The sequence below is a fragment of the Streptomyces cyaneochromogenes genome (assembly GCF_003963535.1).
In the GTDB taxonomy this organism is placed as follows: Bacteria; Actinomycetota; Actinomycetes; order Streptomycetales; family Streptomycetaceae; genus Streptomyces; species Streptomyces shaanxiensis.
The window spans coordinates 1,860,745-1,886,104 of sequence record NZ_CP034539.1; the positions used below are offsets into that span (position 1 = coordinate 1,860,745).

The window sequence follows — 25,360 nt, forward strand, 5'->3', positions numbered from 1 at the left end:
GGTACGGCCCCCGATTTTCCCGGCGAGCGGGACAACGGGGGCCGTACGCAAGGGCGTTGGGAGGTCAGCTCCAGCTGGCGTGCAGCGGCTTGCCCTCCGCGTAACCGGCCGCGCTCTGGATGCCGACGACGGCCTTCTCGGCGAACTCCTCCAGGGAGCCGGCGCCCGCGTAGGTGCAGGACGACCGCACTCCCGCGATGATCGAGTCGATCAGGTCCTCCACGCCCGGGCGGGCCGGGTCGAGGAACATGCGGGAGGTGGAGATGCCCTCCTCGAACAGGGCCTTGCGGGCACGGTCGTACGCCGACTCGTCGGACGTACGGTTGGCCACGGCACGCGCGGAGGCCATGCCGAAGGACTCCTTGTACGCCCGCCCCTGGGCGTCGTGCTGAAGGTCGCCGGGCGACTCGTACGTGCCCGCGAACCAGGACCCGACCATCACGTTGGAGGCACCGGCGGCCAGCGCCATGGCGACGTCGCGCGGGTGGCGGACACCGCCGTCGGCCCACACGTGCTTGCCGTACTTCTTCGCCTCGGCGGCGCACTCCAGCACCGCCGAGAACTGCGGCCGGCCGACGCCGGTCATCATGCGGGTGGTGCACATGGCGCCCGGGCCGACACCGACCTTGATGATGTCGGCGCCCGCCTCGACCAGATCCCGCACGCCCTCCGCGGCGACGATGTTGCCCGCGACGATCGGCACCTGCGGGTCGAGCGCGCGCACGGTCCTGATCGCGGCGATCATCGACTCCTGGTGGCCGTGCGCCGTGTCGATGACCAGCGTGTCCACGCCCGCGTCGAGCAGCTGCTTGGCCTTGCCCGCCACGTCGCCGTTGATGCCGACGGCGGCCGCTATGCGCAGCTTGCCGTTCGCGTCGACGGCCGGCGTGTACAGCGTGGCGCGCAGGGCGCCCTTGCGCGTGAGGATGCCGACGAGGCGGCCGTCGGCGTCCACGGCCGGGGCGTAGCGCCGGTTGTGGTGGTCGAGGGTGTTGAAGGCCTCGCGCGGATCGAGGTCCGCGTCGATGATCAGCAGGTCGCGGGACATGACCACTTCGAGCTGCGTGAAGCGGTCCACGCCGGAGAGGTCGGAGTCGGTGACGACGCCGATCGGCTTGTGGTCCTCGTCGACGACGACACCGGCGTTGTGCGCACGCTTGGGCAGCAGCGCCAGCGCGTCGGCGACGGTCTGGTGCGGGGCCAGCACGATCGGGGTGTCGAGGACGTGGTGGCGGCTCTTGACCCAGGAGATGACGTCCGTGACCACGTCGATCGGGATGTCCTGCGGGATGACCACCAGGCCGCCGCGCCGGGCCATCGTCTCGGCCATACGGCGGCCGGCGATGGCGGTCATGTTGGCGACGACCAGCGGGATCGTGGTGCCCGTGCCGTCCGGGGAGCTGAGGTCAACGCCCTGCCGCGAGCCGACCGCACTGCGGCTCGGGACCATGAAGACGTCGTCGTACGTCAGGTCGTACGCGGGCTGGATGTCATTGAGGAAACGCACGTGCTGCACATCCCAGTCGATCAGAGGTGGCCCCCGGACAGGTCAGCCAGGGGGAGGAGCACGTACTTCATTGTCCCATGCTGACCGGAATGCGATGCACGGTCACATCATCCAAGCAGGTCAGAGGCCCCCTAGGAGGATCCTCCAAGAGCGAGCAGTACGGAGAGCTCCGACGTGCGGTCCACCGCCTCGGAGAACACCTCCTGGGCGATCTCCCACTCGTCGGGCCGCGCCTTCGCATACGGCCGCCAGTTCCGTACGACGACCCGCATCCCCTGTTCGACGGCGGCTTCCGGCCACACCGTGCGGTCGGCGAGGGAATCGGCCAGCGCGTCCCAGTTGCGCCCGAACCAGTCGGGCAGCCGCAGGTCTCGGGCGCAGCTGTCCATCAGGCCCGCCTTGTCCGTGACCCCGTCGAGGTCGAGCGTGACCACGAGCTCCGTCATCCCTGTTACCGCCCCGTCGTAGTGATCGTCGACGCAGAAGGGGGTGGCCGTGGCCACCCCCTTCTGAAATACCGTCAGTTCCCGTCCGGATCAGCCCTGTTGAGCGCCGGCTTCGGCGTCGGACCCGCCGTCATCAGCACGTCCGCCGCCGAGGTGTCCGTCACCAGGCTGGTGACGAGCCCCGAGCGCAGCACCGCGTCGATGGCGGCCGCCTTGCGCGCCCCGCCCGCGATCGCGACGACCTCCGGGATACGGCGGAGCTGGTCGGCCTTGACCGTGATGCACCGCTCCCCCAGGTCCCGCCCGACCCGGCGCCCCTCCCCGTCGAAGAGGTGCGCGGACATCTCGGCGGCGACGCCGAGCGAGGCGTAGTGGGCGCGCTCCTCGTCGCTGAGCATGTCGTGCACCGTCGAGATGCCCGGCTCCCAGGAGCCGATCGAGACACAGGCGACCGTGACCTTGTCGAAGTACTCGAAGGCCCGCGCGATCCCGGTCTGGTGACGCAACGCCGCCGCGGTGGCCGCGTCCGGCAGCAGCATCGGCGCGTAGATGGGGTGCGCGTCGCCGCCGGAGACCTGCGCGGCCCGCCGTACGGCCTCCACCGAACCGCGCTCGGCGGTCCCGGCGTCGTACACGCCCGTCAGCTGCACCACGGTGCACGGCGGCAGCCGGTCCAGGGCCGCCGCCATGTGGATGGTGGACCGGCCCCACGCCAGTCCCAGCACATCCCCCTCGTTCACCAGCTCGCCGAGCAGGTCGGCGGCCACTTCTCCCAGGTTCTCCGGGTCTGGCGTCTCCTCGGCCTCGGCCGGGGACTCGACCACGACCGCGTGCCGGAGGCCGTAGCGGGCGCGCAGCGCGTCCGAGCGCTCCGCGTCCAGCTCGGCCGGCACACGGATCTCGATGCGCACCAGATCCCGTTCGAGAGCGGTCTCCAGGACCCGGGCCACCTTGAAGCGGCTGACGCCGAACTCCTCCGCGATCTGGATCTTGGACTTGCCCTCGAGGTAGAAGCGGCGGGCCATGGCCGCCGCCTGCACCAGCTCAGCGGGTCCCATCCGCATGGCTGACCGGCCAGCCGACATACCCGACACGGCGATCTCCTCACTGCTGTTCACACTCTGGATTCGCCGTTCATCCTTGCAGATCCGGCGCTCTTGATCCGCCCTGATGGGCGCCGTTCACGTTCCCTTGGCTCAGTGGTCGCATGCCCAGGCGGCGGTCTTGGTGACCGCCTCCGCCTGAGCACGCAGCACACGGACCGCTTCGGCCGGGTCCTCGGCCCCGTACACCGCCGAACCGGCGACGAAGACATCGGCGCCCGCCTCGGCACATCGCTCGATGGTCGAGGCGGACACGCCGCCATCGACCTGGAGCCACAACTCAAGACCGTGCTTGCTGATCAACTCGCGGGTGCGGCGAATCTTCGGAAGCATGATGTCGAGAAACGCCTGACCACCGAAGCCCGGCTCGACCGTCATGATCAGCAGCATGTCGAGCTCGGGGAGGAGATCCTCGTACGGCTCGATGGGGGTCGCGGGCTTGAGCGCCATGGAGGCGCGGGCGCCCTTGGCCCTGATCTCCCGGGCCAGCCGCACAGGGGCCGCTGCGGCCTCGACATGGAAGGTGACGGAGGAGGCCCCCGCTTCCACGTACTGGGGCGCCCACCGATCGGGGGCCTCGATCATCAGATGGCAGTCCAGCGGGGTGTCCGTCGCACGGGCCAGAGACTCTACGACCGGCACGCCGAGCGTGAGGTTCGGGACGAAATGGTTGTCCATGACGTCGACATGGAGCCAGTCGGCTCCCTCGACCGCCTTGGCCTCGTCCGCGAGGCGGGCGAAGTCGGCGGACAGGATGCTGGGGTTGATCTGCGCGGCCATGACCCAAGACTGCCATGTCCGAGCACGAATGTTCGCGCCGGTACAGACCTGAGACGTTCATCGGATGTTGTGTTCGGTTCGCGCGTGCCATGCTGGGCGGCCAACCGGAGGGTTGGCCGGATCGTTGTGCGGCTGCGGGGGTGGCCATGACGAAGATCCAGGAGAAGCGGCAGCAGACGCGGCCGGGACAGCAGGGCATCGCGCACCTGGTCTGCGGGCGACGCGCCAAGTGGGTGGTGCTCGTCCTGTGGCTGGTGGTGCTGTTCCTGACGGCACCGTTCGCCCAGAAGCTGACCGACGCCCAGGACAACGACGCGGCCTCCTGGCTGCCCGGCTCCGCCGAATCCACCCAAGTCCTGGAGATCTCAGAGAACTTCAGGCCGGAGCAGATTCCCGCGGTCGTCGTCTACGCCCGTGACGGCGGCCTGACGGCACAGGACCGGGCGGCGATCACCGAGGACGTGGGCCGGCTCAAGCAGCTGACCGACCACGGCATCCGGGGCGGCGAGACACGGGGCCCGGTCTTCGACCGCGAGGTGGACCCGCGCGCGGCCCAGGTCCAGGTCCCGATCACGATGGACGAGAAGGGCTGGGAGCGCATCGCGCCCGCGGTCGACTCCATCCGGGATGTGGTCGGCGAGGGCGGTGGCGGTCTGGCCGTGCACATCACGGGCCCGGGCGGCACGTCCGCGGACTTCTCGGAAGCGTTCGAGGGCATCGACTCCACACTCCTGTTCTCGGCGATGGCGGTCGTCATCGTGATGCTCCTGCTGACCTTCCGCAGCCCGACCCTGCTCCTGGTCCCCCTCCTGTCGGTGATCGCCGCCCTGTTCACCGCGCAGGCCTTCATCTATCTCCTGGCGGAACACGCGGGCCTGACGGTGAACGGCCAGAGCGCGGGCATCCTCACGGTCCTGGTCTTCGGCGCGGGCACCGACTACGCACTCCTGCTCGTCGCCCGCTACCGGGAGGAACTGCGCCGCCACGAGGACCGCCACGAGGCGATGGCCCTGGCCCTGCACCGCGCGGGCCCGGCCGTGCTCGCCTCCGGCGCGACGGTCGTCCTCAGCATGCTGGTGCTGCTGGCGGCGGAGATGAACTCGACGAGCGGCCTCGGCCCGGTCGCCGCGATCGGCGTGGCGGTGGGCCTGATCGCGATGCTCACGCTCTTCCCCGCCCTCCTGGTCATCTTCGGCCGCTGGATCTTCTGGCCGGCGATCCCGCATCTGGGCACGGAGAACCCGGAGAAGCGAGGCATGTGGGCCCGCATGGGCCGCCGTATCTCGCACCGCCCGCGCATGGTCTGGGTGGTCACGGCCATCGCCCTCGCGGTCTGCTCCCTCGGGCTGATCCAACTGCGCGCGGAGGGCCTGAGCAACGCCGACGCGTTCACCGACAAGCCGGACTCGATCACCGGTCAGGAGGTCTCCGCGCGCTACTTCCCGGCCGGCAGCGGCGACCCACTGGTCATCGTCAGCAACCGGGCACAGGCCGAAGAGGTGGGCCGCGCGGTTGCCGAGACGCGGGGCGTGGTCCCCGAGTCACTCGGTCTTCCGCCGGGCACGAAGCCGTCGTTCGAGGACATGGTGCTCTTCGAGGCCACGATGACCGATCCCGCCGACAGCGAGGCCGCGAAGCAGACGGTCGAACGCGTACGTGACGCGGTGCACGCGGTGCCGGACGCCGACGCGCAGGTGGGCGGCGGTACAGCAGCCCTGTTGGACATGGACAGGGCAACGACCCACGACAACGTCCTGATCATCCCGCTGGTCCTGCTGGTCGTCCTCCTGATCCTCTGCGCGCTGCTGCGCGCACTGATCGCCCCGCTCCTCCTGATCGGCACGGTGATCCTGTCCTTCGCGGCCGCCCTCGGCATCAGCGCGCTGGCCTTCCGCCACCTCTTCGACTACGCGGGCGAGACGACCGACTTCCCGCTGTTCGTCTTCGTCTTCCTGGTGGCACTCGGCATCGACTACAACATCTTCCTCACGACCCGCATCCGCGAGGAGGCAGCCCAGCAGGGCACCCGCCCCGGCGTGGTCACCGGCCTCGCCGCCACCGGCGCGGTCATCACCTCGGCCGGCCTCGTCCTGGCCGGCACCTTCGCCGCCCTCGGCACCCTCCCGATGGTCGCCTTCGCCGAAATCGGCTTCGCGGTCGCGCTGGGGGTACTCCTGGACACGTTCATCGTCCGCTCGGTCCTGGTGACGGCGCTGTTCCTGGACGTGGGGCCGAAGGTGTGGTGGCCGGGCAAGCTGGCACAAGAGGACGGGGATGCCAGGGGTGACGGGAGCGGCACGGAAGCCTCGGAGGCGGAGGAAAAGCTCGGCCGACGAGTCGAGTGACCGAGGCGAGAGGCCCTGGCGCGGGAGCACTGCCCGTCATGCTCGGTCCCCGCATCCCGCCCCGCTCGGCGTTGGGCCACCCACGGCACCGGCCCAGCGTCCCAGCCCGCCGGCCTCCGAGTACGAAAACGCCCGTCCCCAACCCCACCCACGCCTGCGGCCACCTACGACGCCGGCCCCCTCCCAGCCCGTCCGGCGTTTGAGGACGAGGCCCCTTCAGGGCCGAAGCGGGGTCTGGGGCGGCAGCCCCAGCGGGGTCCAGGGGCGGAGCCCCTGGCGGGGTCGAAGGGGCAGCGCCCCTGGGGGCGGGACGGGTAGGGGCGGCGGGGGGCGAGAACAGGCCCCTCAGTCAACCCGCCGAATCAACGCCAGATACATCGCATCCGTCCCATGCAGATGAGGCCACAACTGCACATCGGGCCCCTCCCCCAACTCCGGCACCCCAGGCAACAACCCCCGCGCATCGATCAACTCCCCACCGCCCCGATGCTTCAACACGTCCTCGACAACCACCCGCGTCTCAGCAAGATGCGGCGAGCACGTGGCATACCCAACCACCCCGCCCACCCGCACAGAATCCAGAGCCACCCGCAACAGCTCCCGCTGCAGCGGCGCAAACCCCTCCAGATCCTCCGGCCGACGCCGCCACCGAGCCTCGGGCCGCCGCCGCAACGCCCCCAACCCGGTACACGGAACATCCACCAGCACCCGGTCAAAGCTCCCGGCCCGCCACGCCGGCCGCGTCCCATCGGCAGCGATGACCTGATACGGCCCCGGATTCCCCGCCAACGCCTTGGCCACAAGCCCCGCCCGATGCGGCTGCTTCTCGGAGGCGACCAACACGGCCCCCCGCTCCGCGGCCAACGCCCCGAGCAACGCCGCCTTGCCCCCGGGTCCGGCACACCCGTCGAGCCACCTCTCGTCGGGCCCGTCCAGCGGAGCATGGGCAAGGGCGAGGGCGACGAGCTGACTCCCCTCGTCCTGCACTCCCGCACGCCCTTCCCGCACGGCCTCGATGGCCCCCGGTTCCCCACCCTCGGCAAGCCGCACGGCATAGGGCGACCAACGCCCCGGCACAGCGGCCTCCTCTCCGAGCAGTTCCTCGGTCGTGGCCCGCCCCGGCCGCGCGACCAGCGTCACCTCGGGCCGCTCGTTGTCGGCCTCCAGCAACCGCTCGATCCCGGCCCGCCCCCCACCGAGCGAGTCCCACAGCGCCGACACGACCCACCGCGGATGCGAGTGCACCACGGCGAGATGCTCCTCGGGATCGTCGTCGTACGGCGGCGCGACCCGCTGGATCCACCCGTCGAGATCGTCCTGCGCGACCTTCCGCAGCACGGCGTTGACGAACTTGGCCCGCCCGTCTCCGAGCACGACTCGGGCAAGCTCCACGGACGCGGACACGGCCGCATGCGACGGAATCCGCGTCCCGAGCAGCTGATGCACACCGAGGCTGAGCACATCGAGCACCGGCGGGTCGACCTCACGCAACGGCCGGTCCACACACGCGGAGATGACGGCGTCGTACGTCCCCTGCCGCCGCAGCGTCCCGTACACCAGCTCGGTCGCGAGCGCGGCGTCCCGCCCGTCGAAGTCGCCCTTGTCCCGCGCCTTCCGCAGCAGCGGCGGCAGAACGAGGTTGGCGTACGCGTCCCGCTCGTCCACGGCGCGCAGCGCCTCGAAGGCGAGCATGCGGACCGGGTCCTTCTTGGGCCGTCGGTAGGGCTTGCCGGGTTTGCGGGGCCGAGGGGAGGTGTCGCTCACGAAAAAGGTGCTCCGGATTGCTGGATGAGATACCCACACAGCCTACGTCGCACCAGGCCCCCGGCGCGCAGGACGGTCCCCGGCACCGGTGCCGGCCCGTCAGACCCCGAGGATCTCCCCGTCGCCGATCCTGACCCCCCGGGCCCAGTCGGCCGCCCGCATCGGCTTCTTGCCCTGAGCCTGCACCCACAGCAACTCGACGGCGTACGACCCGGTCCCGACGTAGACGTTGTTCTTCCCGACAGAGAGCGCACCGGGCGCGAGATCGTCCCGCCCGGGCACCGGCTGCACCTGGATGAGCTTGAGCCGCTCGCCGCGGAAGACGGTCCAGGCACCCGGCGCGGGAGTGCACCCGCGCACGACGCGGTCGACGCGCAGGGAGGGCGCGCTCCAGTCGATGTGGGCGTCCTCGACGTTGACCTTGGGAGCGAGGGTGATCCCTTCGGACGGCTGCGGTACGGCCTTCAGCGTGCCGTCCTCGATCCCGTCCATGGTCGCCGCGAGCAGCCCGGCACCCGCGAAGGCGAGCCGGGTCAGCAGGTCACCGCTGGTGTCGGTGGCCCGGACCTCCTCGGTGACGGTGCCGTAGACGGGCCCGGAGTCGAGCCCTTCCTCGATGAGGAAGGTGGAGGCCCCGGTGATCTCGTCACCGGCCATGATGGCGTGCTGCACGGGCGCGGCCCCACGCCAGGCGGGCAGCAGCGAGAAGTGCAGGTTGACCCAGCCGTGGGCCGGGATGTCGAGGGCGACGCGGGGCAGCAGGGCGCCGTAGGCGACGACGGGACAGCAGTCGGGCGCGATCTCCCTGAGCCGGTCGAGGAACTCGGGGTCGCGCGGCCTGGCCGGCTTGAGCACCTCGATCCCGGCCTCCTCGGCCCGCTCGGCCACCGGGCTCGCCACCAGCCTGCGCCCACGCCCGGCCGGCGCGTCGGGCCGCGTGACGACGGCGGCCACCTCGTGCCGCCCGGAGGCGATCAGAGCGTCCAGAGCGGGAACGGCGACCTCGGGGGTACCGGCGAAGACAAGCTTCATGGGTGGGCACGGGCCTCTCGGGCGGGGTTGGCATGGGCAACGCACAAGTCTATGGGTGCACGCCACAAGGCCTCACGTCGGCGGCACCAAGGACAACCGGACGCAACCCGCAACCCGCAACCCGCAACCCGCAACCCGCAACCCGCAACAACTGAATCCCTTGCCCATGAGCGTGGCCAACTGGAAACGGGTCGTGCGCGGGCGCGCAAGCATCCACGACCGAAGGCCGAGGCGCACACCCCCCGCGCAGGGGCGTAGGCATATGCCCACACGCCCCCACACCGTGACCCGCGGAGCGCTGCCGCGTTGGTCAAGAAAGAGTTGACCACAACGGGCCGCATGCGCCGCATCCGTATCCACGGCCCACTCCTTCAACGCCGGTTCGAGAGGCTTGTTCATGGCCGACCACGCAACCCACGACGCCCAGGCTCGGGCCAGCCTGCACTTGCTGGTGCGGGACATCGAGCGGGTCCGCCGGCAGGTGGACGCACTGCGCACGCTCACCGCGCAACTGGGCAACGTCTACCGCCCGCGCCGCTCCGGTCCCTCCACGGGCTTCGTCGTCTACGGACGCGCCCCCGCCCCGACGGTCCGTCTCGCCCAGGAGCTGCGGGACAGTGTCGAGACCCTGGTCACGGCAGCCGTGGACTTCGACCGCTCGCTCGGCTTCTCCTGGGACGCGGTGGGTTCCGCCCTCGGCGTCACCAAACAGGCGGTACACCGCCGCTACGGCGCCCGCCGCGCCGCCACCCAGGCGGCAGCCGAGGCCGAGCGTACGACCGAGCCCTCGGGAACCCGCACGGTCAACGTCACCACCGCACTCCCCCCGGTGCCGACGGTCCCCGCGGCCCGCTCCATGCCGACGCAGCCGACGGCAGGCAGCCCCGGCCTCCGCGACGAGGCCAGGCCCACAGCCTTCCCAGGCCCTCGCAACGGCTGACACCCCCCTAACTCTGCCCTCTCGGAGCGCACCCGGGAGGGCAGAGCCGTGCCAGAAGACCCACACTCGCGAGCACCGAGCACCAGGCACCAGGCACCAGGCACCAGGCACCAGGCACCAACGTCACCCGATATCAGGCGGATCCATCCGCACCCGCACCACGGCCTCACCACCCCCGCCCCCGGCACCGCTGCCGCCCCCCCGAGCCATCCGCGCAGCCTGCGCAGCCTTCAAGGCAGCCGCCAACGCGGCCCCCCGCCCCGGCGGCACCCGGATCAACGCCCGCTCCCAGTGCTCCCCGGGCGGCGGCGCCCCCACGCGCCGCGGTCGCCCCGCCGCCGTCACAGGCACCGGAACCGGCCCCAACACCTCCGCCTCCGGAGGCAGTTCGACCGCACGGAGAAACTCGGCGACCGCCTCCCCCGGCCCGGCGACGGACGCCATCCGGGACACCGGCGGAAACCCGAGCTCGGCCCGCTCGGCCAGCTCCCGCACCGCGTGCCCGACCGGATCCCACCGCACCAGCGCCTGTACGGGCCGCAAGGTGGGCTCGGCGACAACCACCACCGTCCCCCCGACCCGCTGCGGCCGCACCAACGACGCGGCCGCGATCCACCGCCGCAACGCGTCCTCGCCCGCCCGCAGATCGGGCCGCCCGAGCATCGCCCAGCCGTCCAGCAGCAGCGCCGCCGCATACCCGCCCTCGGCGACGGGCTCGGCCCCCGGCGTACTCACGACCAGTGAGGGCGTGCCCGGCACGGTGTCGAGCACATGCTCACGCCCCGACGTCCGCACCGGAACGGCGGGAAAGGCCCGCCCCAACTCCTCGGCGGTCCGCCGCGCCCCCACCACCTGAGCCCGCAGCCGGAACCCCCCGCACTCCGGACAGTGCCAGGCACCCTCGTCACGCCCGCACCACCCGCACCGCAGATCGGCGCCGGAGCCCTGTGCCTCCAGCGGCCCGGAGCAGTGCCGGCATCGAGCGGGAGCCCGGCAGTTGGCGCAGGCCATCCGAGGCACATATCCACGCCGGGGCACCTGCACGAGCACCGGCCCGTGCCGCAGCCCTTCCCGCACCGCCTGCCAGGCGAGAGTGGGCAACCGAGCGGCCCGAGCGGCCTCGTCCCGTGCGAGATCCCCGTCCCCCACGGTCCGTACGAGCGGAGCCGCACCCCGCACCTGCTCCCGCCCGGCGACCAACGGCCGGGCCCAACCGCTCTCCACCAGCTGGGCGGCCTCCACGGTGCAGCTCCAACTCCCCAGCAGAAAGCCGCACTTGTCCTGCGCGGCCCGCAGCAGCAGCACTTCACGCGCATGGGGCTGCGGAGCATGCAGCTCGCTGTGGCTGTCGTCGCCGTCGTCCCAGAGGGCGACCAGCCCAAGATCCTGCACGGGGGCGAACATGGCGGCACGCGTCCCCACGACGGCGCGCACACTGCCCCGCCGCACCGCGAGCCACTCCCGGTACCGCTTCTCGGGCCCGGCATCCGCGGTCAGCACCGCATGCCGTCCCTCCCCCATGAGTGAGGTCAGGGCGGCGTCGACCCGCGCGACAGCCCTCCCGTCCGGCAGCACGACAAGCGCCCCACGCCCGGAGGCCAACGTCGCGGCAACGGCCCGCGCCAGCTCCTCACTCCACTCGGGCCCCGGCAGGGCATTCCACACCGCGCGCGGAGCGCCCCCCGAAGCCAGCGACTCCAGAAAGGCGGCCCCCCGCTCATACCGCCCCCATGACCCCGCCTCGGGTGCCCCAGGCACGGGAAGCGGCTCCGGCGAAGGCCGCTGCTCAGCCCGGGCGCTGCGCGGCGGCACGGCCAGCTGCAGCACATCGGCGAGCCCTCCGGCATACCGATCGGCGACGGCCCGGGCCAGCCCCAACAGCTCCTCGCTCAACACCCGCTCGGGAGACACGACCTGCGCGAGAGCCGCCAGCGGCCCGGAGTAGTCGGACTCCGCGACCCGCTCGACAAGGAACCCGTCAATGAGCCCCCCACCCTCACGCCGCCCCTCCCGCACCCGATGCCGCCCGGCCCCGAACCGCACCCGCACCCGCACCCCCGGCTGCGCGTCGGCGTCCAGCTCCTCGGGAACGGCGTAGTCGAAGTACCGATCAAGGTGCAGCACGCCCTTGTCGACCAGCACCCGCGCGACGGGCAGCTCCTTGGCCAGCGCGGCCCCCCGCCACGTCCGCGGCTTGGCCTTGGGCGCCTTGGCCTTGCGCACACTCTCCCGAATGAACGCAAGCTGCTCGGGCGGCGCCCCCTCGGCCCCACCACCGGCCTGCCCGTCCTTGCTGCTCACGCCTGCATTCTTACCAAACACCACTGACAACCGACGGCGCCCGAGTTCCTTCACGGCAACGGATGGCACTCTGCCTTGGACCACTCGGCCACGTCACCGGACTCTCCCGGCCAACGGCGGGATTCGAACCCGCGGGGGCCTACAGCCCCGAAGTACCCGTCACCTTCGCACCGGGCACCCGCGGGGGCCTACAGCCCCGAAGTACCCGTCACCTTCGCACCGGGCGCCCCGGCGTCAGATTCCTCGCAAGAGAGCGTACGAGCCGCCGTGCCCGTTCGCTGCCCGATTTTTCCACGGCAAAGCCGGGCACGCCGAGGCCCGGCGCCCCAAGGGACGCCGGGCCTCATGCACACCAGTGGTGCCGGAACCGGTCGAGCCGGGCTTTACAGCCCCGCCGCCTTGCGCAGCTCCTCAACCCGGTCCGTCCGCTCCCACGTGAACTCCGGCAGCTCACGGCCGAAGTGACCGTAGGCCGCCGTCTGGGCGTAGATCGGGCGCAGCAGGTCAAGGTCGCGGATGATCGCGGCCGGGCGGAGGTCGAAGACCTCGTCGATGGCCTTCTCGATCTTCTCGGTCTCGACCTTGGCCGTGCCGAAGGTCTCGACGAACAGGCCGACCGGCTCGGCCTTGCCGATCGCGTACGCCACCTGAACCTCGCAGCGCGAGGCCAGGCCCGCCGCGACGACGTTCTTGGCGACCCAGCGCATCGCGTACGCCGCCGAACGGTCCACCTTGGACGGGTCCTTGCCGGAGAACGCGCCACCGCCGTGGCGGGCCATGCCGCCGTACGTGTCGATGATGATCTTCCGGCCGGTCAGGCCCGCGTCACCCATCGGACCGCCGATCTCGAAGCGGCCGGTCGGGTTCACCAGCAGGCGGTAGCCGTCGGTGTCGAGCTTGATGCCCTCGTCGAGCAGGGCCTTCAGCTCGGGCTCGACCACGAACTCCCGGATGTCGGGGGCGAGGAGCGAGTCCAGGTCGATGTCGCTCGCGTGCTGCGAGGAGACGACCACCGTGTCCAGGCGGACCGCCTTGTCACCGTCGTACTCGATGGTGACCTGCGTCTTGCCGTCCGGGCGCAGGTAGGGGATCGTGCCGTTCTTGCGGACCTCGGACAGGCGCTTGGACAGGCGGTGCGCCAGGAAGATCGGCAGCGGCATCAGCGTGGGCGTCTCGTCCGTCGCGTAGCCGAACATCAGGCCCTGGTCACCGGCGCCCTGGCGGTCCAGCTCGTCCTCGTCACCCTCCACCCGGGACTCGTACGCCGTGTCCACGCCCTGCGCGATGTCCGGCGACTGCGAGCCGATCGAGACCGAGACACCGCAGGAGGCGCCGTCGAAGCCCTTCTTCGAGGAGTCGTAGCCGATCTCGAGGATCTTGTTGCGGACCAGCGTCGCGATGTCCGCGTACGTCTTGGTCGTGACCTCTCCGGCCACGTGCACCAGGCCGGTCGTGATCAGGGTCTCGACGGCGACCCGGGACGTCGGGTCCTCGCGCAGAAGCGCGTCGAGAATGGCGTCGCTGATCTGGTCAGCGATCTTGTCGGGGTGACCCTCGGTCACGGACTCCGAGGTGAACAGGCGACGGGACACAACGCTCCCTGGGGTTGCAGCGGCTGCTGGCTGATCATTTGTGGACGCGGCGGGGGCTGCGCCCGGCGTCGTCCGAGGACAGTTTATCTGTCGCGCTCGGCCACGGACCCCCTGTCTCGCCTCTCGGGAGCGCTGTGACCTGCGGCACGGGCATTCTGCCCAATGTCACGCGCCCTTGGCCAGGGTCGCCACACCCGAATCGGGCGAGGCCCGACCGAGGCTCGCGGGGCATCAAACATTCACTCCCATTGCCGCGTCACCAGGTCCCATACGGTTTCGGCCAGCGCTTCCTTGGGCCCGTACGGTACGGGTGTCTCGGTGCCGTCGGCGCCCAGGACGACCGCCTCGTTCTCCTCGGAGCCGAAGGTCTTGCGCTCGCCCACCTCGTTCACCACGAGGAAGTCGCATCCCTTGCGCTCCAGCTTCTTGCGGCCGTTGGCCAGGACGTCGTCCGTCTCGGCGGCGAATCCGACGATCACCTGGCCGGAGCGGGCCCGGTCGGTCGAGATCTCCGCGAGGATGTCCGGATTCCGCACCAGGACGACGGGCTCCGGCTCCTGGTCGCCCTTCTTCTTGATCTTTCCGGTGGCGTAGGTCGCCGGTCGGAAGTCCGCGACCGCCGCCGCCATGACCACCGCGTCGGCGTCCGCTGCCGCCTTGAGGACCGCCTCCCGCAGCTGTACGGCCGTGCCGACCTGCACGACGTCCACACCCGCCGGGTCGGGCAGCCCGGTGTTGGCCGCGATCAGCGTGACACGGGCGCCCCGGGCGGCGGCGGTGCGGGCGAGGGCGTAGCCCTGCTTGCCGGAGGAGCGGTTGCCGAGGAAGCGGACCGGGTCGAGGGGCTCGCGCGTGCCGCCGGCGCTCACGACGACGTGCCGGCCCGCGAGGTCCGGCTCGGTGACGCCCCGGGCCAGCACACGGCGGCAGACCTCGAAGATCTCGGCCGGCTCGGGCAGCCGGCCCTTGCCGGTGTCGACGCCGGTGAGGCGGCCGACGGCGGGCTCGATGACCACCGCGCCGCGTCGGCGCAGCGTCGCCACGTTCTCCTGGGTGGCCGGGTGCTCCCACATCTCGGTGTGCATGGCCGGGGCGAAGACCACCGGACAGCGTGCGGTGAGCAGGGTGTTGGTCAGCAGGTCGTCGGCGAGGCCGTGCGCGGCCTTGGCGAGCATGTCGGCCGTGGCCGGGGCGACGACCACCAGGTCGGCCTGCTGGCCGATGCGGACGTGCGGGACCTCGTGGACGTCCTCCCAGACCTCCGTCGAGACGGGGTGGCCGGACAGGGCGGACCAGGTGGCGGCGCCGACGAAGTGCAGCGCGGAGGCGGTGGGCACGACCCGGACGTCATGGCCGGACTCCGTGAGTCTGCGCAGCAGCTCACAGGCCTTGTACGCGGCGATGCCGCCACTGACCCCCAGAACGACCTTCGGCTTGTCCACCGTCTCTCCCCGGACTCGGCAACGTACGACTCCACACTGCATCACTGCGGGGGGCGACCCCCACACACCCCCGACAGAACCACAGGCCCGGCAGTCGCGCTGCCGGGCCTGTGGAAAAGTCAGCTGCAAGCTGTAAATCGTACTTACTGCGCCGGGCCCTCTACGGCCTCGGACGTCAGCAGACCCGCGTTGATCTCGCGCAGGGCGATCGAGAGCGGCTTCTCGTGGACGTGGGTGTCCACGAGAGGACCGACGTACTCGAGGAGGCCCTCGCCGAGCTGCGAGTAGTACGCGTTGATCTGGCGGGCCCGCTTGGCCGCGTAGATCACGAGGCTGTACTTCGAGTCGGTGGCCTCGAGGAGCTCGTCGATCGGCGGGTTGATGATGCCCTCGGGCGCGGAGATGGAAGAGGACACGCTCTACCTTCCGATGGATGGGAAAGATTCAGTGCGACTGATCAGGCCCGACCGAAATGATCAAGCTTGGACGATCAGTCACGATCACACAACGTCCATCAAGGCTAGCAGCTCGCGGGCCACGTCCTCGACGGAGGTGTTGACCAAGGTCACATCGAACTCCGGCTCGGCCGCCAGCTCGATCTTCGCCGCGTCGAGGCGGCGTTCGATCACCTCGGGCGGCTCGGTGCCCCGTCCGGTGAGTCTGCGCACGAGCTCCTCCCAGGAGGGAGGGGCCAGGAACACCAGTTGGGCCTCCGCCATGGACTCGCGGACCTGCCGCGCGCCCTGGAGGTCGATCTCCAGCAGCACGGGCTCACCCGCCTCCAGCCGCTCCAGCACGGCCGCACGCGGAGTGCCGTAGCGGTTGCCGGCGAACTCGGCCCACTCCAGCAGCTCGCCGTTGGCGATCAGCTTGTCCATCTCCTCGTCGGTGACGAAGAAGTAGTGGACTCCGTGCCGCTCGCCGGGGCGGGGCTTGCGGGTCGTCGCCGACACCGAGAGCCAGACCTCGGGGTGTTCCTTGCGCATATGGGCGACGACCGTGCTCTTGCCGACCCCGGAGGGGCCGGAGAGCACGGTCAGCCGCGGACGTTCACTCATGCAGCGATTATTCCAGCAATCCCGGAGTGCCCGGGACTCCCGGTCCGGAGCACCCGGACTCAGGAGCCGGTGCTGCCGAACTCACGCTCCAGGGAAGCGATCTGATTCGAACCGAGGCCACGAACGCGGCGGCTCTCGGAGATGCCGAGTCGCTCCATGATCTGCTTGGCGCGGACCTTGCCCACGCCCGGCAGGGACTCGAGCAGGGCGGAGACCTTCATCTTGCCGATGACGTCGTTCTCCTGGCCCTGCTTGATGACCTCGTGCAGGGAGGCGCCGGAGTGCTTGAGTCGATTCTTGACCTCGGCCCGCTCCCGGCGAGCCGCGGCGGCCTTTTCGAGCGCGGCTGCGCGCTGTTCAGGGGTAAGGGGCGGAAGAGCCACGCCTACGTCACCTCGGATGTCGAACTGTCGGATACGGACCGGTGAGGAACCTAGTCGCCCCACACCTGGGGAGCTACGAGCAACACGCTTGCCCGTTCACCCCCACTACCTAATGGGTGCGGGAGGTGCCCCCACCCGTCGGAGACTAGCGGGCAAGTCCGCCAGAGTCAGCGAGAACAGCGGAAAAGTCCTGGTCAGCCTCCGTCAGGCCGGACATTTAGGACATAATGCCCCGGATTTGAGGATGTATTCAGACTCAAGTCGGCTTCGAGTCACTCATCGGAGGTCTCCCGCGACGGGTCGAACGTCCCTGACGGCGGTCAGTCGACCGTCACAGCCGCCCGGATCTCCTCGGCGAAGCGTGACGCGGCCTCACGCAGCGCGACGACGTCGGGCCCGTGCCTGAGCACACCCCGGCTGACGTTCGGCACGACATTGCCCACCACGGCACCGAAGACCCGGCGAAGATCGGACGGCGTGGCGCCCTGGGCCCCGATACCGGGCGCGAGGAGAGGACCGTTGATGTCGAGGTCGTACGTCGACAGGTCGCCGAGCGTGGCGCCGACGACCGCCCCGAAGGAACCGAGCGGCTCCTCCCCCACGTTCTCGGCCGCCAGGTGCGCCAGAATCGTCGCACCGACGTCGCGGCCGTCTCTGCGGACCGCGTGCTGGACCTCGCCGCCCTCCGGGTTCGAGGTCAGCGCGAGCACGAACAGGCCCGTTCCGCTCTCCCGGGCCAGCGCGACGGCCGGGGACAGCGAGCCGTAGCCGAGGTACGGCGAGACGGTCAGCGCGTCCGAGAACAGCGGGGAGTCCTTGTGGAGGAAGGACTCGGCGTACGCGGCCATGGTCGAGCCGATGTCGCCGCGCTTGGCGTCCATCACCACCAGCGCCCCGGCCGCCCGCGCCTCCGAGACCGACCTCTCCAGGACCGCGACACCGCGCGACCCGAAGCGCTCGAAGAACGCGCTCTGCGGCTTGAGTACGGCGACCCGGTCGGCCATCGCCTCGACGACCGTGCGGCTGAACCGCTCCAGGCCGGCCACGTCGTCGTTCAGGCCCCATTCGGCCAGCAGGGACGCATGCGGGTCGATGCCGACGCACAGCGGGCCGCGCTCGTCCATGGCCCGGCGCAGGCGGGTACCAAAGGGTTCCAGAGCACTCATGCGGTCTTCCTTGCCTTCCTGACGTCGGCGCCGACCGCGTCGGCGAGGGTGGCGTACGGGCTGGTGCGCAGGCGGGCCGCGAGGCCCTTGTGGATGGCGCGGCCCCAGAAGGGACCCTCGTAGATGAAGGCGCTGTATCCCTGGACCAGCGTGGCGCCCGCCAGGATGCGCTGCCAGGCGTCCTCGGCGTTCTCGACGCCCCCGACGCCCACGAGGGTGATCCGGTCGCCCACGCGCGCGTACAGGCGCCTCAGCACCTCCAGGGAGCGCGCCTTCAGGGGCGCTCCGGAGAGACCACCGGTCTCCTTGACCAGGGTAGGTTCGGATTTCAAACCGAGACCCTCGCGCGCGATGGTCGTGTTCGTGGCGATGATCCCGTCCAGGCCCAGCTCCACGGCCAGGTCGGCGACCGCGTCCACGTCCTCGTCGGCGAGGTCGGGCGCGATCTTCACGAGGAGCGGGACGCGACGGCCGGTCACCGTACGGTCGGCGGCCTCGCGGACGGCCGTCAGGAGGGGGCGCAGCGCCTCGGTGGCCTGAAGGTTGCGCAGGCCGGGCGTGTTGGGCGAGGAGACGTTGACCACCAGGTAGTCGGCGTAGGGCGCCAGCCGCTCCGTCGACTTCACGTAGTCGCCCGCGGCCTCCTCCTCCGGGACGACCTTGGTCTTGCCGATGTTGACGCCCACGACGGTCCTGAAGACCGGCTCACGGGACGCCAGGCGGGCCGCCACGGCCAGCGAGCCGTCGTTGTTGAAGCCCATGCGGTTGATCAGCGCCCGGTCCTTCACAAGGCGGAACAACCGCTTCTTGGGGTTGCCGGACTGGGCCTCCCCGGTGACCGTGCCGATCTCGACGTGGTCGAAGCCGAGCATCGACATCCCGTCGATCGCGACCGCGTTCTTGTCGAAGCCGGCGGCGAGCCCGAAGGGCCCGTGCATGCGCAGGCCGAAGGCCTCGGTACGCAGTTCCTCGTAGCGGGGCGCGAGTGCGGCCGCGACGAACGTGCGCAGCACGGGGATGCGGACGGCGAGGCGGATCCAGCGGAAGGCCAGGTAGTGGGCCTGCTCCGGGTCCATCCGTTTGAAAACCAGACGGAAGAAAAGCTTGTACATGTCGGTGTCCTCTTGAAGCCTCGGTGAGCCCCATGAAGAGGGGGACACCGTTTCCGGTGTCCCCCTCTTCGGCTGCTAGTCGCGGGCCGCGGTCAGGTGTTCCGCGTGTTCCTGGAGCGAACGGACGCCCACATCGCCGTGGTTGAGGGCGTCGATGCCCTGGACGGCGGCGGCGAGTGCCTGGACCGTCGTCAGGCACGGGACCGACCGCGCCACGGCCGCCGTACGGATGTCGTAGCCGTCGAGACGGCCGCCGGTGCCGTACGGCGTGTTGACGATGAGGTCGACCTCGCCGTCGTGGATGAGCTGGACGATGGTCTTCTCGCCGTTCGGGCCGGTGCCCTCGGACTGCTTGCGCACAACCGTGGCGTTGATGCCGTTGCGCTTGAGCACCTCGGCCGTGCCGGACGTGGCGAGCAACTCGAAGCCGTGGGCGACGAGTTCGCGGGCCGGGAAGATCATCGAGCGCTTGTCGCGGTTGGCGACCGAGATGAAGGCGCGGCCCTTGGTCGGCAGCGGCCCGTAGGCGCCGGCCTGCGACTTGGCGTACGCCGTGCCGAAGACCGAGTCGATGCCCATGACCTCACCCGTGGAGCGCATCTCCGGGCCGAGGACGGTGTCGACGCCGCGGCCGTGGATGTCCCGGAAGCGGGACCACGGCATGACGGCCTCCTTGACGGAGATCGGCGCGTCGAGCGGCAGCTCACCGCCGTCGCCGGTCGCCGGAAGCAGGCCCTCCGCCCGCAGCTCGGCGATGGTCGCGCCCAGCGAGATGCGGGCGGCGGCCTTCGCCAGCGGCACCGCGGTCGCCTTCGAGGTGAAGGGGACCGTACGGGACGCGCGCGGGTTGGCCTCCAGGACGTACAGGATGTCGCCGGCCATCGCGAACTGGATGTTGATCAGGCCGCGCACCCCGACGCCGCGAGCGATGGCCTCCGTGGAAGCCCTGAGCCGCTTGATGTCGAAGCCGCCCAGCGTGATCGGCGGCAGGGCGCACGCCGAGTCGCCGGAGTGGATGCCGGCCTCCTCGATGTGCTCCATGACGCCGCCGAGGTAGAGCTCCTCGCCGTCGTAGAGCGCGTCGACGTCGATCTCGATCGCGTCGTCGAGGAAGCGGTCGACCAGCACCGGTCGCGAGGGGCTGATCTCGGTCGACTCGGCGATGTAGGACGACAGCCGCGTCTCGTCGTAGACGATCTCCATGCCGCGCCCGCCGAGGACGTACGACGGCCGCACCAGGACCGGGTAGCCGATCTCGTCGGCGATGGCCTTGGCCTCGGCGAAGGTGGTGGCGGTGCCGTGCTTGGGGGCCGGGAGGCCGGCCTCCGCGAGGACACGGCCGAACGCGCCCCGGTCCTCGGCCGCGTGGATCGCCTCCGGCGAAGTGCCCACGATCGGCACGCCGTTGTCCTTCAGCGCCTGCGACAGACCCAGCGGCGTCTGTCCGCCCAGCTGTACCACGACACCCGCGATCGGGCCGGCCAGCGACTCCGCGTGGACGATCTCCAGCACGTCTTCCAGCGTCAGCGGCTCGAAGTACAGACGGTCGGAGGTGTCGTAGTCCGTGGAGACGGTCTCCGGGTTGCAGTTGACCATCACGGTCTCGTACCCGGCGTCGCTCAGCGCGAAGGAGGCGTGGACGCAGGAGTAGTCGAACTCGATGCCCTGGCCGATGCGGTTCGGGCCGGAGCCCAGGATGATCACCGCGGGCTTCTCACGCTGTGCGACCTCGGTCTCCTCGTCGTAGGAGGAGTAGAAGTACGGCGTCTTCGCGGCGAACTCGGCGGCGCAGGTGTCGACCGTCTTGTAGACCGGGCGGATGCCGAGCGCGTGCCGGACCTCGCGCACGACGTCCTCGCGCAGACCGCGGATCTCGCCGATCTGCTGGTCGGAGAAGCCGTGCCGCTTGGCCTCGGCCAGCAGGTCGGGGGTGAGCTCCGGGGCCTCGGCGAGCTCGTCGGCGATCTCCTTGATGAGGAAGAGCTGGTCGACGAACCAGGGGTCGATCTTCGTGTACTCGAAGACCTCCTCCGGCGTGGCCCCCGCGCGGATGGCCTGCATGACGGCGTTGATCCGGCCGTCGGTGGGCCGTACGGCCTCGCGCAGCAGCTCGGCCTTGTCGCCGGGCTCGCCGACGAACGTGAACTGGCTGCCCTTCTTCTCCAGTGAGCGCAGCGCCTTCTGGAAGGCCTCGGTGAAGTTGCGGCCGATGGCCATGGCCTCGCCGACCGACTTCATGGTGGTGGTCAGCGTGGAGTCGGCCTGCGGGAACTTCTCGAAGGCGAACCGCGGGGCCTTCACGACCACGTAGTCGAGCGTCGGCTCGAAGGAGGCCGGGGTCTCCTGCGTGATGTCGTTCGGGATCTCGTCGAGGGTGTAGCCGACGGCGAGCTTGGCGGCGATCTTGGCGATCGGGAAGCCGGTCGCCTTGGAGGCGAGGGCCGAGGAGCGCGACACGCGCGGGTTCATCTCGATGACGATGACGCGGCCGTCGTCCGGGTTCACCGCGAACTGGATGTTGCAGCCGCCGGTGTCGACGCCGACCTCGCGGATGACGGCGATGCCGATGTCGCGCAGGATCTGGTACTCGCGGTCGGTCAGCGTCATCGCGGGCGCCACGGTGATCGAGTCACCGGTGTGCACGCCCATCGGGTCGAAGTTCTCGATGGAGCAGACGACCACGACGTTGTCGTGCTTGTCGCGCATCAGCTCCAGCTCGTACTCCTTCCAGCCGAGGATGGACTCCTCCAGGAGCACCTCGGTGGTGGGAGACAGGGTCAGGCCCTGGCCGGCGATGCGGCGCAGTTCCTCCTCGTCGTGCGCGAAGCCGGAGCCGGCGCCGCCCATGGTGAAGGAGGGGCGGACGACGACCGGGTAGCCGCCGAGCGTCTCGACGCCCGCGAGGACGTCCTCCATGGAGTGGCAGATGACCGAGCGGGCGGACTCGCCGTGCCCGATCTTCTCGCGGACGGCCTCGACGACCTCCTTGAAGAGGTCGCGGTCCTCGCCCTTGTTGATGGCCTCGACGTTGGCGCCGATCAGCTCGACGCCGTACTTCTCGAGGGTGCCGGCCTCGTTCAGCGAGATCGCCGTGTTGAGGGCCGTCTGGCCGCCCAGGGTCGGCAGAAGCGCGTCCGGGCGCTCCTTGGCGATGATCTTCTCGACGAACTCGGGGGTGATCGGCTCGACGTAGGTGGCGTCGGCGATCTCCGGGTCGGTCATGATCGTCGCCGGGTTGGAGTTGACGAGGATGACCCGCAGGCCCTCGGCGCGCAGGATGCGGCACGCCTGGGTGCCGGAGTAGTCGAACTCGGCGGCCTGGCCGATGACGATCGGGCCGGAGCCGATGACCAGGACGGACTGGATATCGGTGCGCTTAGGCACGCTGGCCCTCCATCAGGGATACGAAGCGGTCGAACAGGTAGGCGGCGTCGTGCGGGCCCGCTGCCGCTTCGGGGTGGTACTGGACGCTGAAGGCCGGCCGGTCGAGGAGCTGCAGGCCCTCGACCACGTTGTCGTTGAGGCAGACGTGGGAGACCTCGGCGCGGCCGTAGGGGGTGTCGGAGACCTTGTCGAGCGGGGCGTCCACGGCGAAGCCGTGGTTGTGCGCGGTGACCTCGACCTTGCCGGTCGTGCGGTCCTGCACCGGCTGGTTGATGCCCCGGTGGCCGTACTTGAGCTTGTAGGTGCCGAAGCCGAGCGCCCGGCCCAGGATCTGGTTGCCGAAGCAGATGCCGAAGAGCGGGGTGCCGCGCTCGAGGACCGCCCGCATCACGGAGACCGGGTGGTCGGCGGTGGCCGGGTCGCCGGGGCCGTTGGAGAAGAACACGCCGTCGGGGTTCACGGCGTACACGTCGTCGGCGGTGGCCGTGGCCGGAAGCACGTGCACCTCGATGCCGCGCTCGGCCATACGGTGCGGGGTCATGCCCTTGATGCCGAGGTCGACGGCGGCGACGGTGAACCTCTTCTCGCCGATCGCCGGGACGACGTACGTCTCCTTGGTGGCGACCTCGGCGGAGAGGTCGGCGCCCTTCATCTCGGGGGCCTGGCGGACCTCGGCGAGCATGGTGCCCTCGTCGGGCAGCGCGTTGCCGGAGAAGATGCCGACGCGCATGGCGCCGCGCTCACGCAGGTGACGCGTCAGCGCGCGGGTGTCGATGCCGGAGATCCCGACGACGCCCTGGTGGCGGAGCTCGTCGTCCAGCGAGCGCTTGGCGCGCCAGTTGGACGGCACGCGCGCGGGGTCACGCACGACGTATCCGGCGACCCAGATCTGCTTGCTCTCCGGGTCCTCGTCGTTGACGCCGGTGTTGCCGACGTGCGGGGCGGTCATCACGACGACCTGGCGGTGGTACGAAGGGTCGGTGAGGGTCTCCTGGTAGCCGGTCATGCCGGTGGAGAACACGGCCTCGCCGAAGGTCACCCCCACGGCCCCGTAGGCGCGGCCGCGGAAGATCCGGCCGTCCTCGAGGACGAGTACGGCGGGAACCCTTGCGGCTCCCCTTGTGGAGGTCGTCATCGTTCGGCGCCTTCCGTGCTGTTGGTGTTGATCATGGAGTTAATGACGTCGACCCACTCGTTGTGCTCCGCCGCGTGGTCCGAGCGGAACCCTGAGTCGATCAGTCGTTCGCCGTGTGCCCAGGTCACCACGAGCAGTCCGCCCTCGGTCAGGACCTTGCCGGCGATGCCCTTGTCGAGCCGGGCCTCGCGCAGCTGCGCGGCCGGGACGAAGAAGTCGGTCGCGCCGGGGCGTACGACGTCCAGTCCCGCGTCGGTCAGCGTGAGCTCGACCCGGCTGCGGGTGCCGAGGCCGTGCGCCACGATGCGGTCCAGCCACTGACCGGCGGTGGTCGAGCCGTGGTAGCGGCCGCTCATGCTCAGTCTCGCCGGGCCGAGGTCGTCCGGCGCGCTGGGCAGCTCGGGCAGGTCGCCCTGGAGCGTGCCGCGCCACTTCCATCCCTCGCGCATCAGCCAGTAGACGAGCGCGACGAAGAGGAGGAGTCCGACGACCCAGCCGACGCGGGCGGCCCAGTCGGTCACTTCGGCCGACTTCTGTTCGGCCGCGAGTCCGGTGCCGGCTGCGAGCAGTGTTGCAGGTGTCACGTGAGCTTCCCGTCGACGAGCGTGGCCTTGCCCCGGAGCCACGTGTGCGTCACACGGCCCGGCAGCTCACGCCCCTCGTACGGAGTGTTGCGGCTGCGCGAGGCGAAGCCCGCGGGGTCCACGGACCCACGGTATTCCGTGTCGACGAGCGTGAGGTTGGCGGGCTCACCAGCCGAGACGGGACGGCCGTGCCCCTGCGCCTGCCCGATCTCGGCGGGCTTGAAGGACATGCGCTCGGCGACCCCGGCCCAGGTGAGGAGCCCGGTGTCCACCATGGTCTCCTGCACCACCGACAGCGCGGTCTCCAGGCCGACCATCCCCATGGCGGCCGCGGCCCACTCGCAGTCCTTGTCCTCGTGCGGGTGCGGGGCGTGGTCGGTGGCGACGATGTCGATCGTGCCGTCGGCGAGCGCCTCGCGCAGCGCCATGACGTCACGCTCGGTGCGCAGCGGGGGGTTCACCTTGTAGACCGGGTTGTAGCTGCGGACCAGCTCGTCGGTGAGGAGCAGGTGGTGCGGGGTGACCTCGGCGGTGACGTCGATGCCGCGGGACTTGGCCCAGCGCACGATCTCCACCGAGCCCGCGGTCGACAGGTGGCAGATGTGGACCCGCGAACCGACGTGCTCGGCGAGCAGGACATCGCGGGCGATGATCGACTCCTCGGCCACCGCCGGCCACCCGCCGAGCCCCAGCTCGGCCGAGACGACACCCTCGTTCATCTGGGCGCCCTCGGTGAGCCGCGGCTCCTGCGCGTGCTGGGCGACGACGCCGCCGAAGGCCTTCACGTACTCCAGCGCCCGACGCATGATCACGGCGTCGTCGACGCACTTGCCGTCGTCGGAGAAGACGGTGACGCCCGCGGCCGACTCGTGCATGGCGCCCAGCTCGGCGAGCTTCTTGCCCTCCAGGCCGACGGTCACGGCGCCGATGGGCTGCACGTCGCAGTAGCCGTGCTCCCGGCCCAGACGGTAGACCTGCTCGACGACACCGGCGGTGTCGGCCACCGGGAAGGTGTTGGCCATGGCGAACACGGCCGTGTAACCGCCGGAGGCCGCCGCGCGCGTGCCGGTCAGCACGGTCTCGGAGTCCTCGCGTCCGGGCTCACGCAGGTGCGTGTGCAGGTCGACCAGGCCCGGCAGCAGCACCTTGCCCGCCGCCTCGACGACCTGGGCGCCCTCGGCGCTCAGACCGGTCCCCACCTCGGCGATGGTCGCGCCGTCGATCAGCACGTCCTGCGGCTCGCCGCCGAGCACCTTCGCACCACGGATCAGGATCTTGCTCATCTG

Annotated in this window: 20 protein-coding genes; 2 read left to right on the forward strand and 18 right to left on the reverse strand. The window is 70.6% G+C overall.

The window, feature by feature from the left end:
- Nucleotides 1–64: 64 nt before the first annotated feature.
- The 4 genes from EJ357_RS08115 to rpe form a co-directional block, all read right to left on the reverse strand.
- Nucleotides 65–1,507 (reverse strand): GuaB1 family IMP dehydrogenase-related protein, encoded by a 1,443-nt coding sequence (locus EJ357_RS08115; protein ID WP_175647336.1) that lies wholly within the window; start codon nucleotides 1,505–1,507, stop codon nucleotides 65–67.
- 131 nt (nucleotides 1,508–1,638) lie between these two features.
- Nucleotides 1,639–1,953 carry a barstar family protein gene (locus EJ357_RS08120; RefSeq protein WP_126390086.1) on the reverse strand — a complete coding sequence of 105 codons (315 nt, stop codon included), beginning with the start codon at nucleotides 1,951–1,953 and terminating at the stop codon, nucleotides 1,639–1,641.
- 74 nt (nucleotides 1,954–2,027) lie between these two features.
- The gene (locus EJ357_RS08125; protein WP_126390088.1) at nucleotides 2,028–3,071 is read right to left on the reverse strand and encodes a sugar-binding transcriptional regulator; all 1,044 of its coding nucleotides are present in this window, start codon (nucleotides 3,069–3,071) and stop codon (nucleotides 2,028–2,030) included.
- A 78-nt stretch (nucleotides 3,072–3,149) separates the two neighbouring features.
- Nucleotides 3,150–3,836: a ribulose-phosphate 3-epimerase gene (gene rpe / locus EJ357_RS08130; RefSeq protein ID WP_126390090.1), complete on the reverse strand. Its 687-nt coding sequence runs from the start codon at nucleotides 3,834–3,836 to the stop codon at nucleotides 3,150–3,152.
- Nucleotides 3,837–3,982: 146 nt separating this feature from the next.
- Between rpe and EJ357_RS08135 the strand changes: the two genes are divergently transcribed.
- Nucleotides 3,983–6,181 carry an MMPL family transporter gene (locus EJ357_RS08135; protein ID WP_126390092.1) on the forward strand — a complete coding sequence of 733 codons (2,199 nt, stop codon included), beginning with the start codon at nucleotides 3,983–3,985 and terminating at the stop codon, nucleotides 6,179–6,181.
- A gap of 345 nt (nucleotides 6,182–6,526) precedes the next feature.
- Here EJ357_RS08135 and EJ357_RS08140 read toward each other — a convergent pair whose 3' ends face one another.
- On the reverse strand, nucleotides 6,527–7,945 hold the full coding sequence (locus EJ357_RS08140) for an RsmB/NOP family class I SAM-dependent RNA methyltransferase (RefSeq protein WP_126390094.1): 1,419 nt from the start codon (nucleotides 7,943–7,945) through the stop codon (nucleotides 6,527–6,529).
- A 99-nt stretch (nucleotides 7,946–8,044) separates the two neighbouring features.
- Nucleotides 8,045–8,977, reverse strand: coding sequence for a methionyl-tRNA formyltransferase (gene fmt, locus EJ357_RS08145; RefSeq protein WP_126390096.1), 933 nt, complete (start codon nucleotides 8,975–8,977; stop codon nucleotides 8,045–8,047).
- Between the two features lie 397 nt (nucleotides 8,978–9,374).
- Here fmt and EJ357_RS08150 point away from each other — a divergent pair, with 397 nt between their 5' ends.
- Nucleotides 9,375–9,917: a hypothetical protein gene (locus EJ357_RS08150; protein WP_126390098.1), complete on the forward strand. Its 543-nt coding sequence runs from the start codon at nucleotides 9,375–9,377 to the stop codon at nucleotides 9,915–9,917.
- A 123-nt stretch (nucleotides 9,918–10,040) separates the two neighbouring features.
- Here EJ357_RS08150 and EJ357_RS08155 read toward each other — a convergent pair whose 3' ends face one another.
- From EJ357_RS08155 to EJ357_RS08210, 12 genes are all read right to left on the reverse strand, one after another.
- Nucleotides 10,041–12,218: a primosomal protein N' gene (locus EJ357_RS08155; RefSeq protein WP_126390100.1), complete on the reverse strand. Its 2,178-nt coding sequence runs from the start codon at nucleotides 12,216–12,218 to the stop codon at nucleotides 10,041–10,043.
- A 383-nt stretch (nucleotides 12,219–12,601) separates the two neighbouring features.
- The gene (gene metK / locus EJ357_RS08160) at nucleotides 12,602–13,810 is read right to left on the reverse strand and encodes a methionine adenosyltransferase (protein WP_126390102.1); all 1,209 of its coding nucleotides are present in this window, start codon (nucleotides 13,808–13,810) and stop codon (nucleotides 12,602–12,604) included.
- A gap of 239 nt (nucleotides 13,811–14,049) precedes the next feature.
- A complete protein-coding gene (gene coaBC, locus EJ357_RS08165; RefSeq protein ID WP_175647337.1) occupies nucleotides 14,050–15,252 on the reverse strand; it encodes a bifunctional phosphopantothenoylcysteine decarboxylase/phosphopantothenate--cysteine ligase CoaBC in 1,203 nt (400 codons plus the stop codon).
- 143 nt (nucleotides 15,253–15,395) lie between these two features.
- Nucleotides 15,396–15,668, reverse strand: coding sequence for a DNA-directed RNA polymerase subunit omega (gene rpoZ, locus EJ357_RS08170; RefSeq protein ID WP_003988945.1), 273 nt, complete (start codon nucleotides 15,666–15,668; stop codon nucleotides 15,396–15,398).
- A gap of 84 nt (nucleotides 15,669–15,752) precedes the next feature.
- Nucleotides 15,753–16,310, reverse strand: coding sequence for a guanylate kinase (gene gmk / locus EJ357_RS48845; protein ID WP_126390104.1), 558 nt, complete (start codon nucleotides 16,308–16,310; stop codon nucleotides 15,753–15,755).
- Between the two features lie 59 nt (nucleotides 16,311–16,369).
- The gene (locus tag EJ357_RS48850; protein ID WP_003977346.1) at nucleotides 16,370–16,693 is read right to left on the reverse strand and encodes an integration host factor; all 324 of its coding nucleotides are present in this window, start codon (nucleotides 16,691–16,693) and stop codon (nucleotides 16,370–16,372) included.
- A 320-nt stretch (nucleotides 16,694–17,013) separates the two neighbouring features.
- Nucleotides 17,014–17,859, reverse strand: a complete 846-nt coding sequence (gene pyrF / locus EJ357_RS08185; RefSeq protein ID WP_175647338.1) for an orotidine-5'-phosphate decarboxylase — start codon at nucleotides 17,857–17,859, stop codon at nucleotides 17,014–17,016.
- Nucleotides 17,856–18,971, reverse strand: a complete 1,116-nt coding sequence (locus EJ357_RS08190; RefSeq protein WP_126390106.1) for a quinone-dependent dihydroorotate dehydrogenase — start codon at nucleotides 18,969–18,971, stop codon at nucleotides 17,856–17,858. Before EJ357_RS08190 ends, pyrF begins: the two co-directional genes overlap by 4 nt.
- Before the next feature lie 75 nt (nucleotides 18,972–19,046).
- Nucleotides 19,047–22,355, reverse strand: a complete 3,309-nt coding sequence (gene carB / locus EJ357_RS08195) for a carbamoyl-phosphate synthase large subunit (RefSeq protein ID WP_126390108.1) — start codon at nucleotides 22,353–22,355, stop codon at nucleotides 19,047–19,049.
- On the reverse strand, nucleotides 22,348–23,490 hold the full coding sequence (carA, locus tag EJ357_RS08200) for a glutamine-hydrolyzing carbamoyl-phosphate synthase small subunit (RefSeq protein WP_126390110.1): 1,143 nt from the start codon (nucleotides 23,488–23,490) through the stop codon (nucleotides 22,348–22,350). Before carA ends, carB begins: the two co-directional genes overlap by 8 nt.
- Complete coding sequence (locus EJ357_RS08205) at nucleotides 23,487–24,074, reverse strand: PH-like domain-containing protein (RefSeq protein WP_126390112.1); 588 nt, start codon at nucleotides 24,072–24,074, stop codon at nucleotides 23,487–23,489. Before EJ357_RS08205 ends, carA begins: the two co-directional genes overlap by 4 nt.
- Nucleotides 24,071–25,357, reverse strand: coding sequence for a dihydroorotase (locus EJ357_RS08210; RefSeq protein WP_126390114.1), 1,287 nt, complete (start codon nucleotides 25,355–25,357; stop codon nucleotides 24,071–24,073). The genes EJ357_RS08205 and EJ357_RS08210 overlap by 4 nt, the downstream gene beginning before the upstream one ends.
- Between the last annotated feature and the right edge of the window lie 3 nt (nucleotides 25,358–25,360).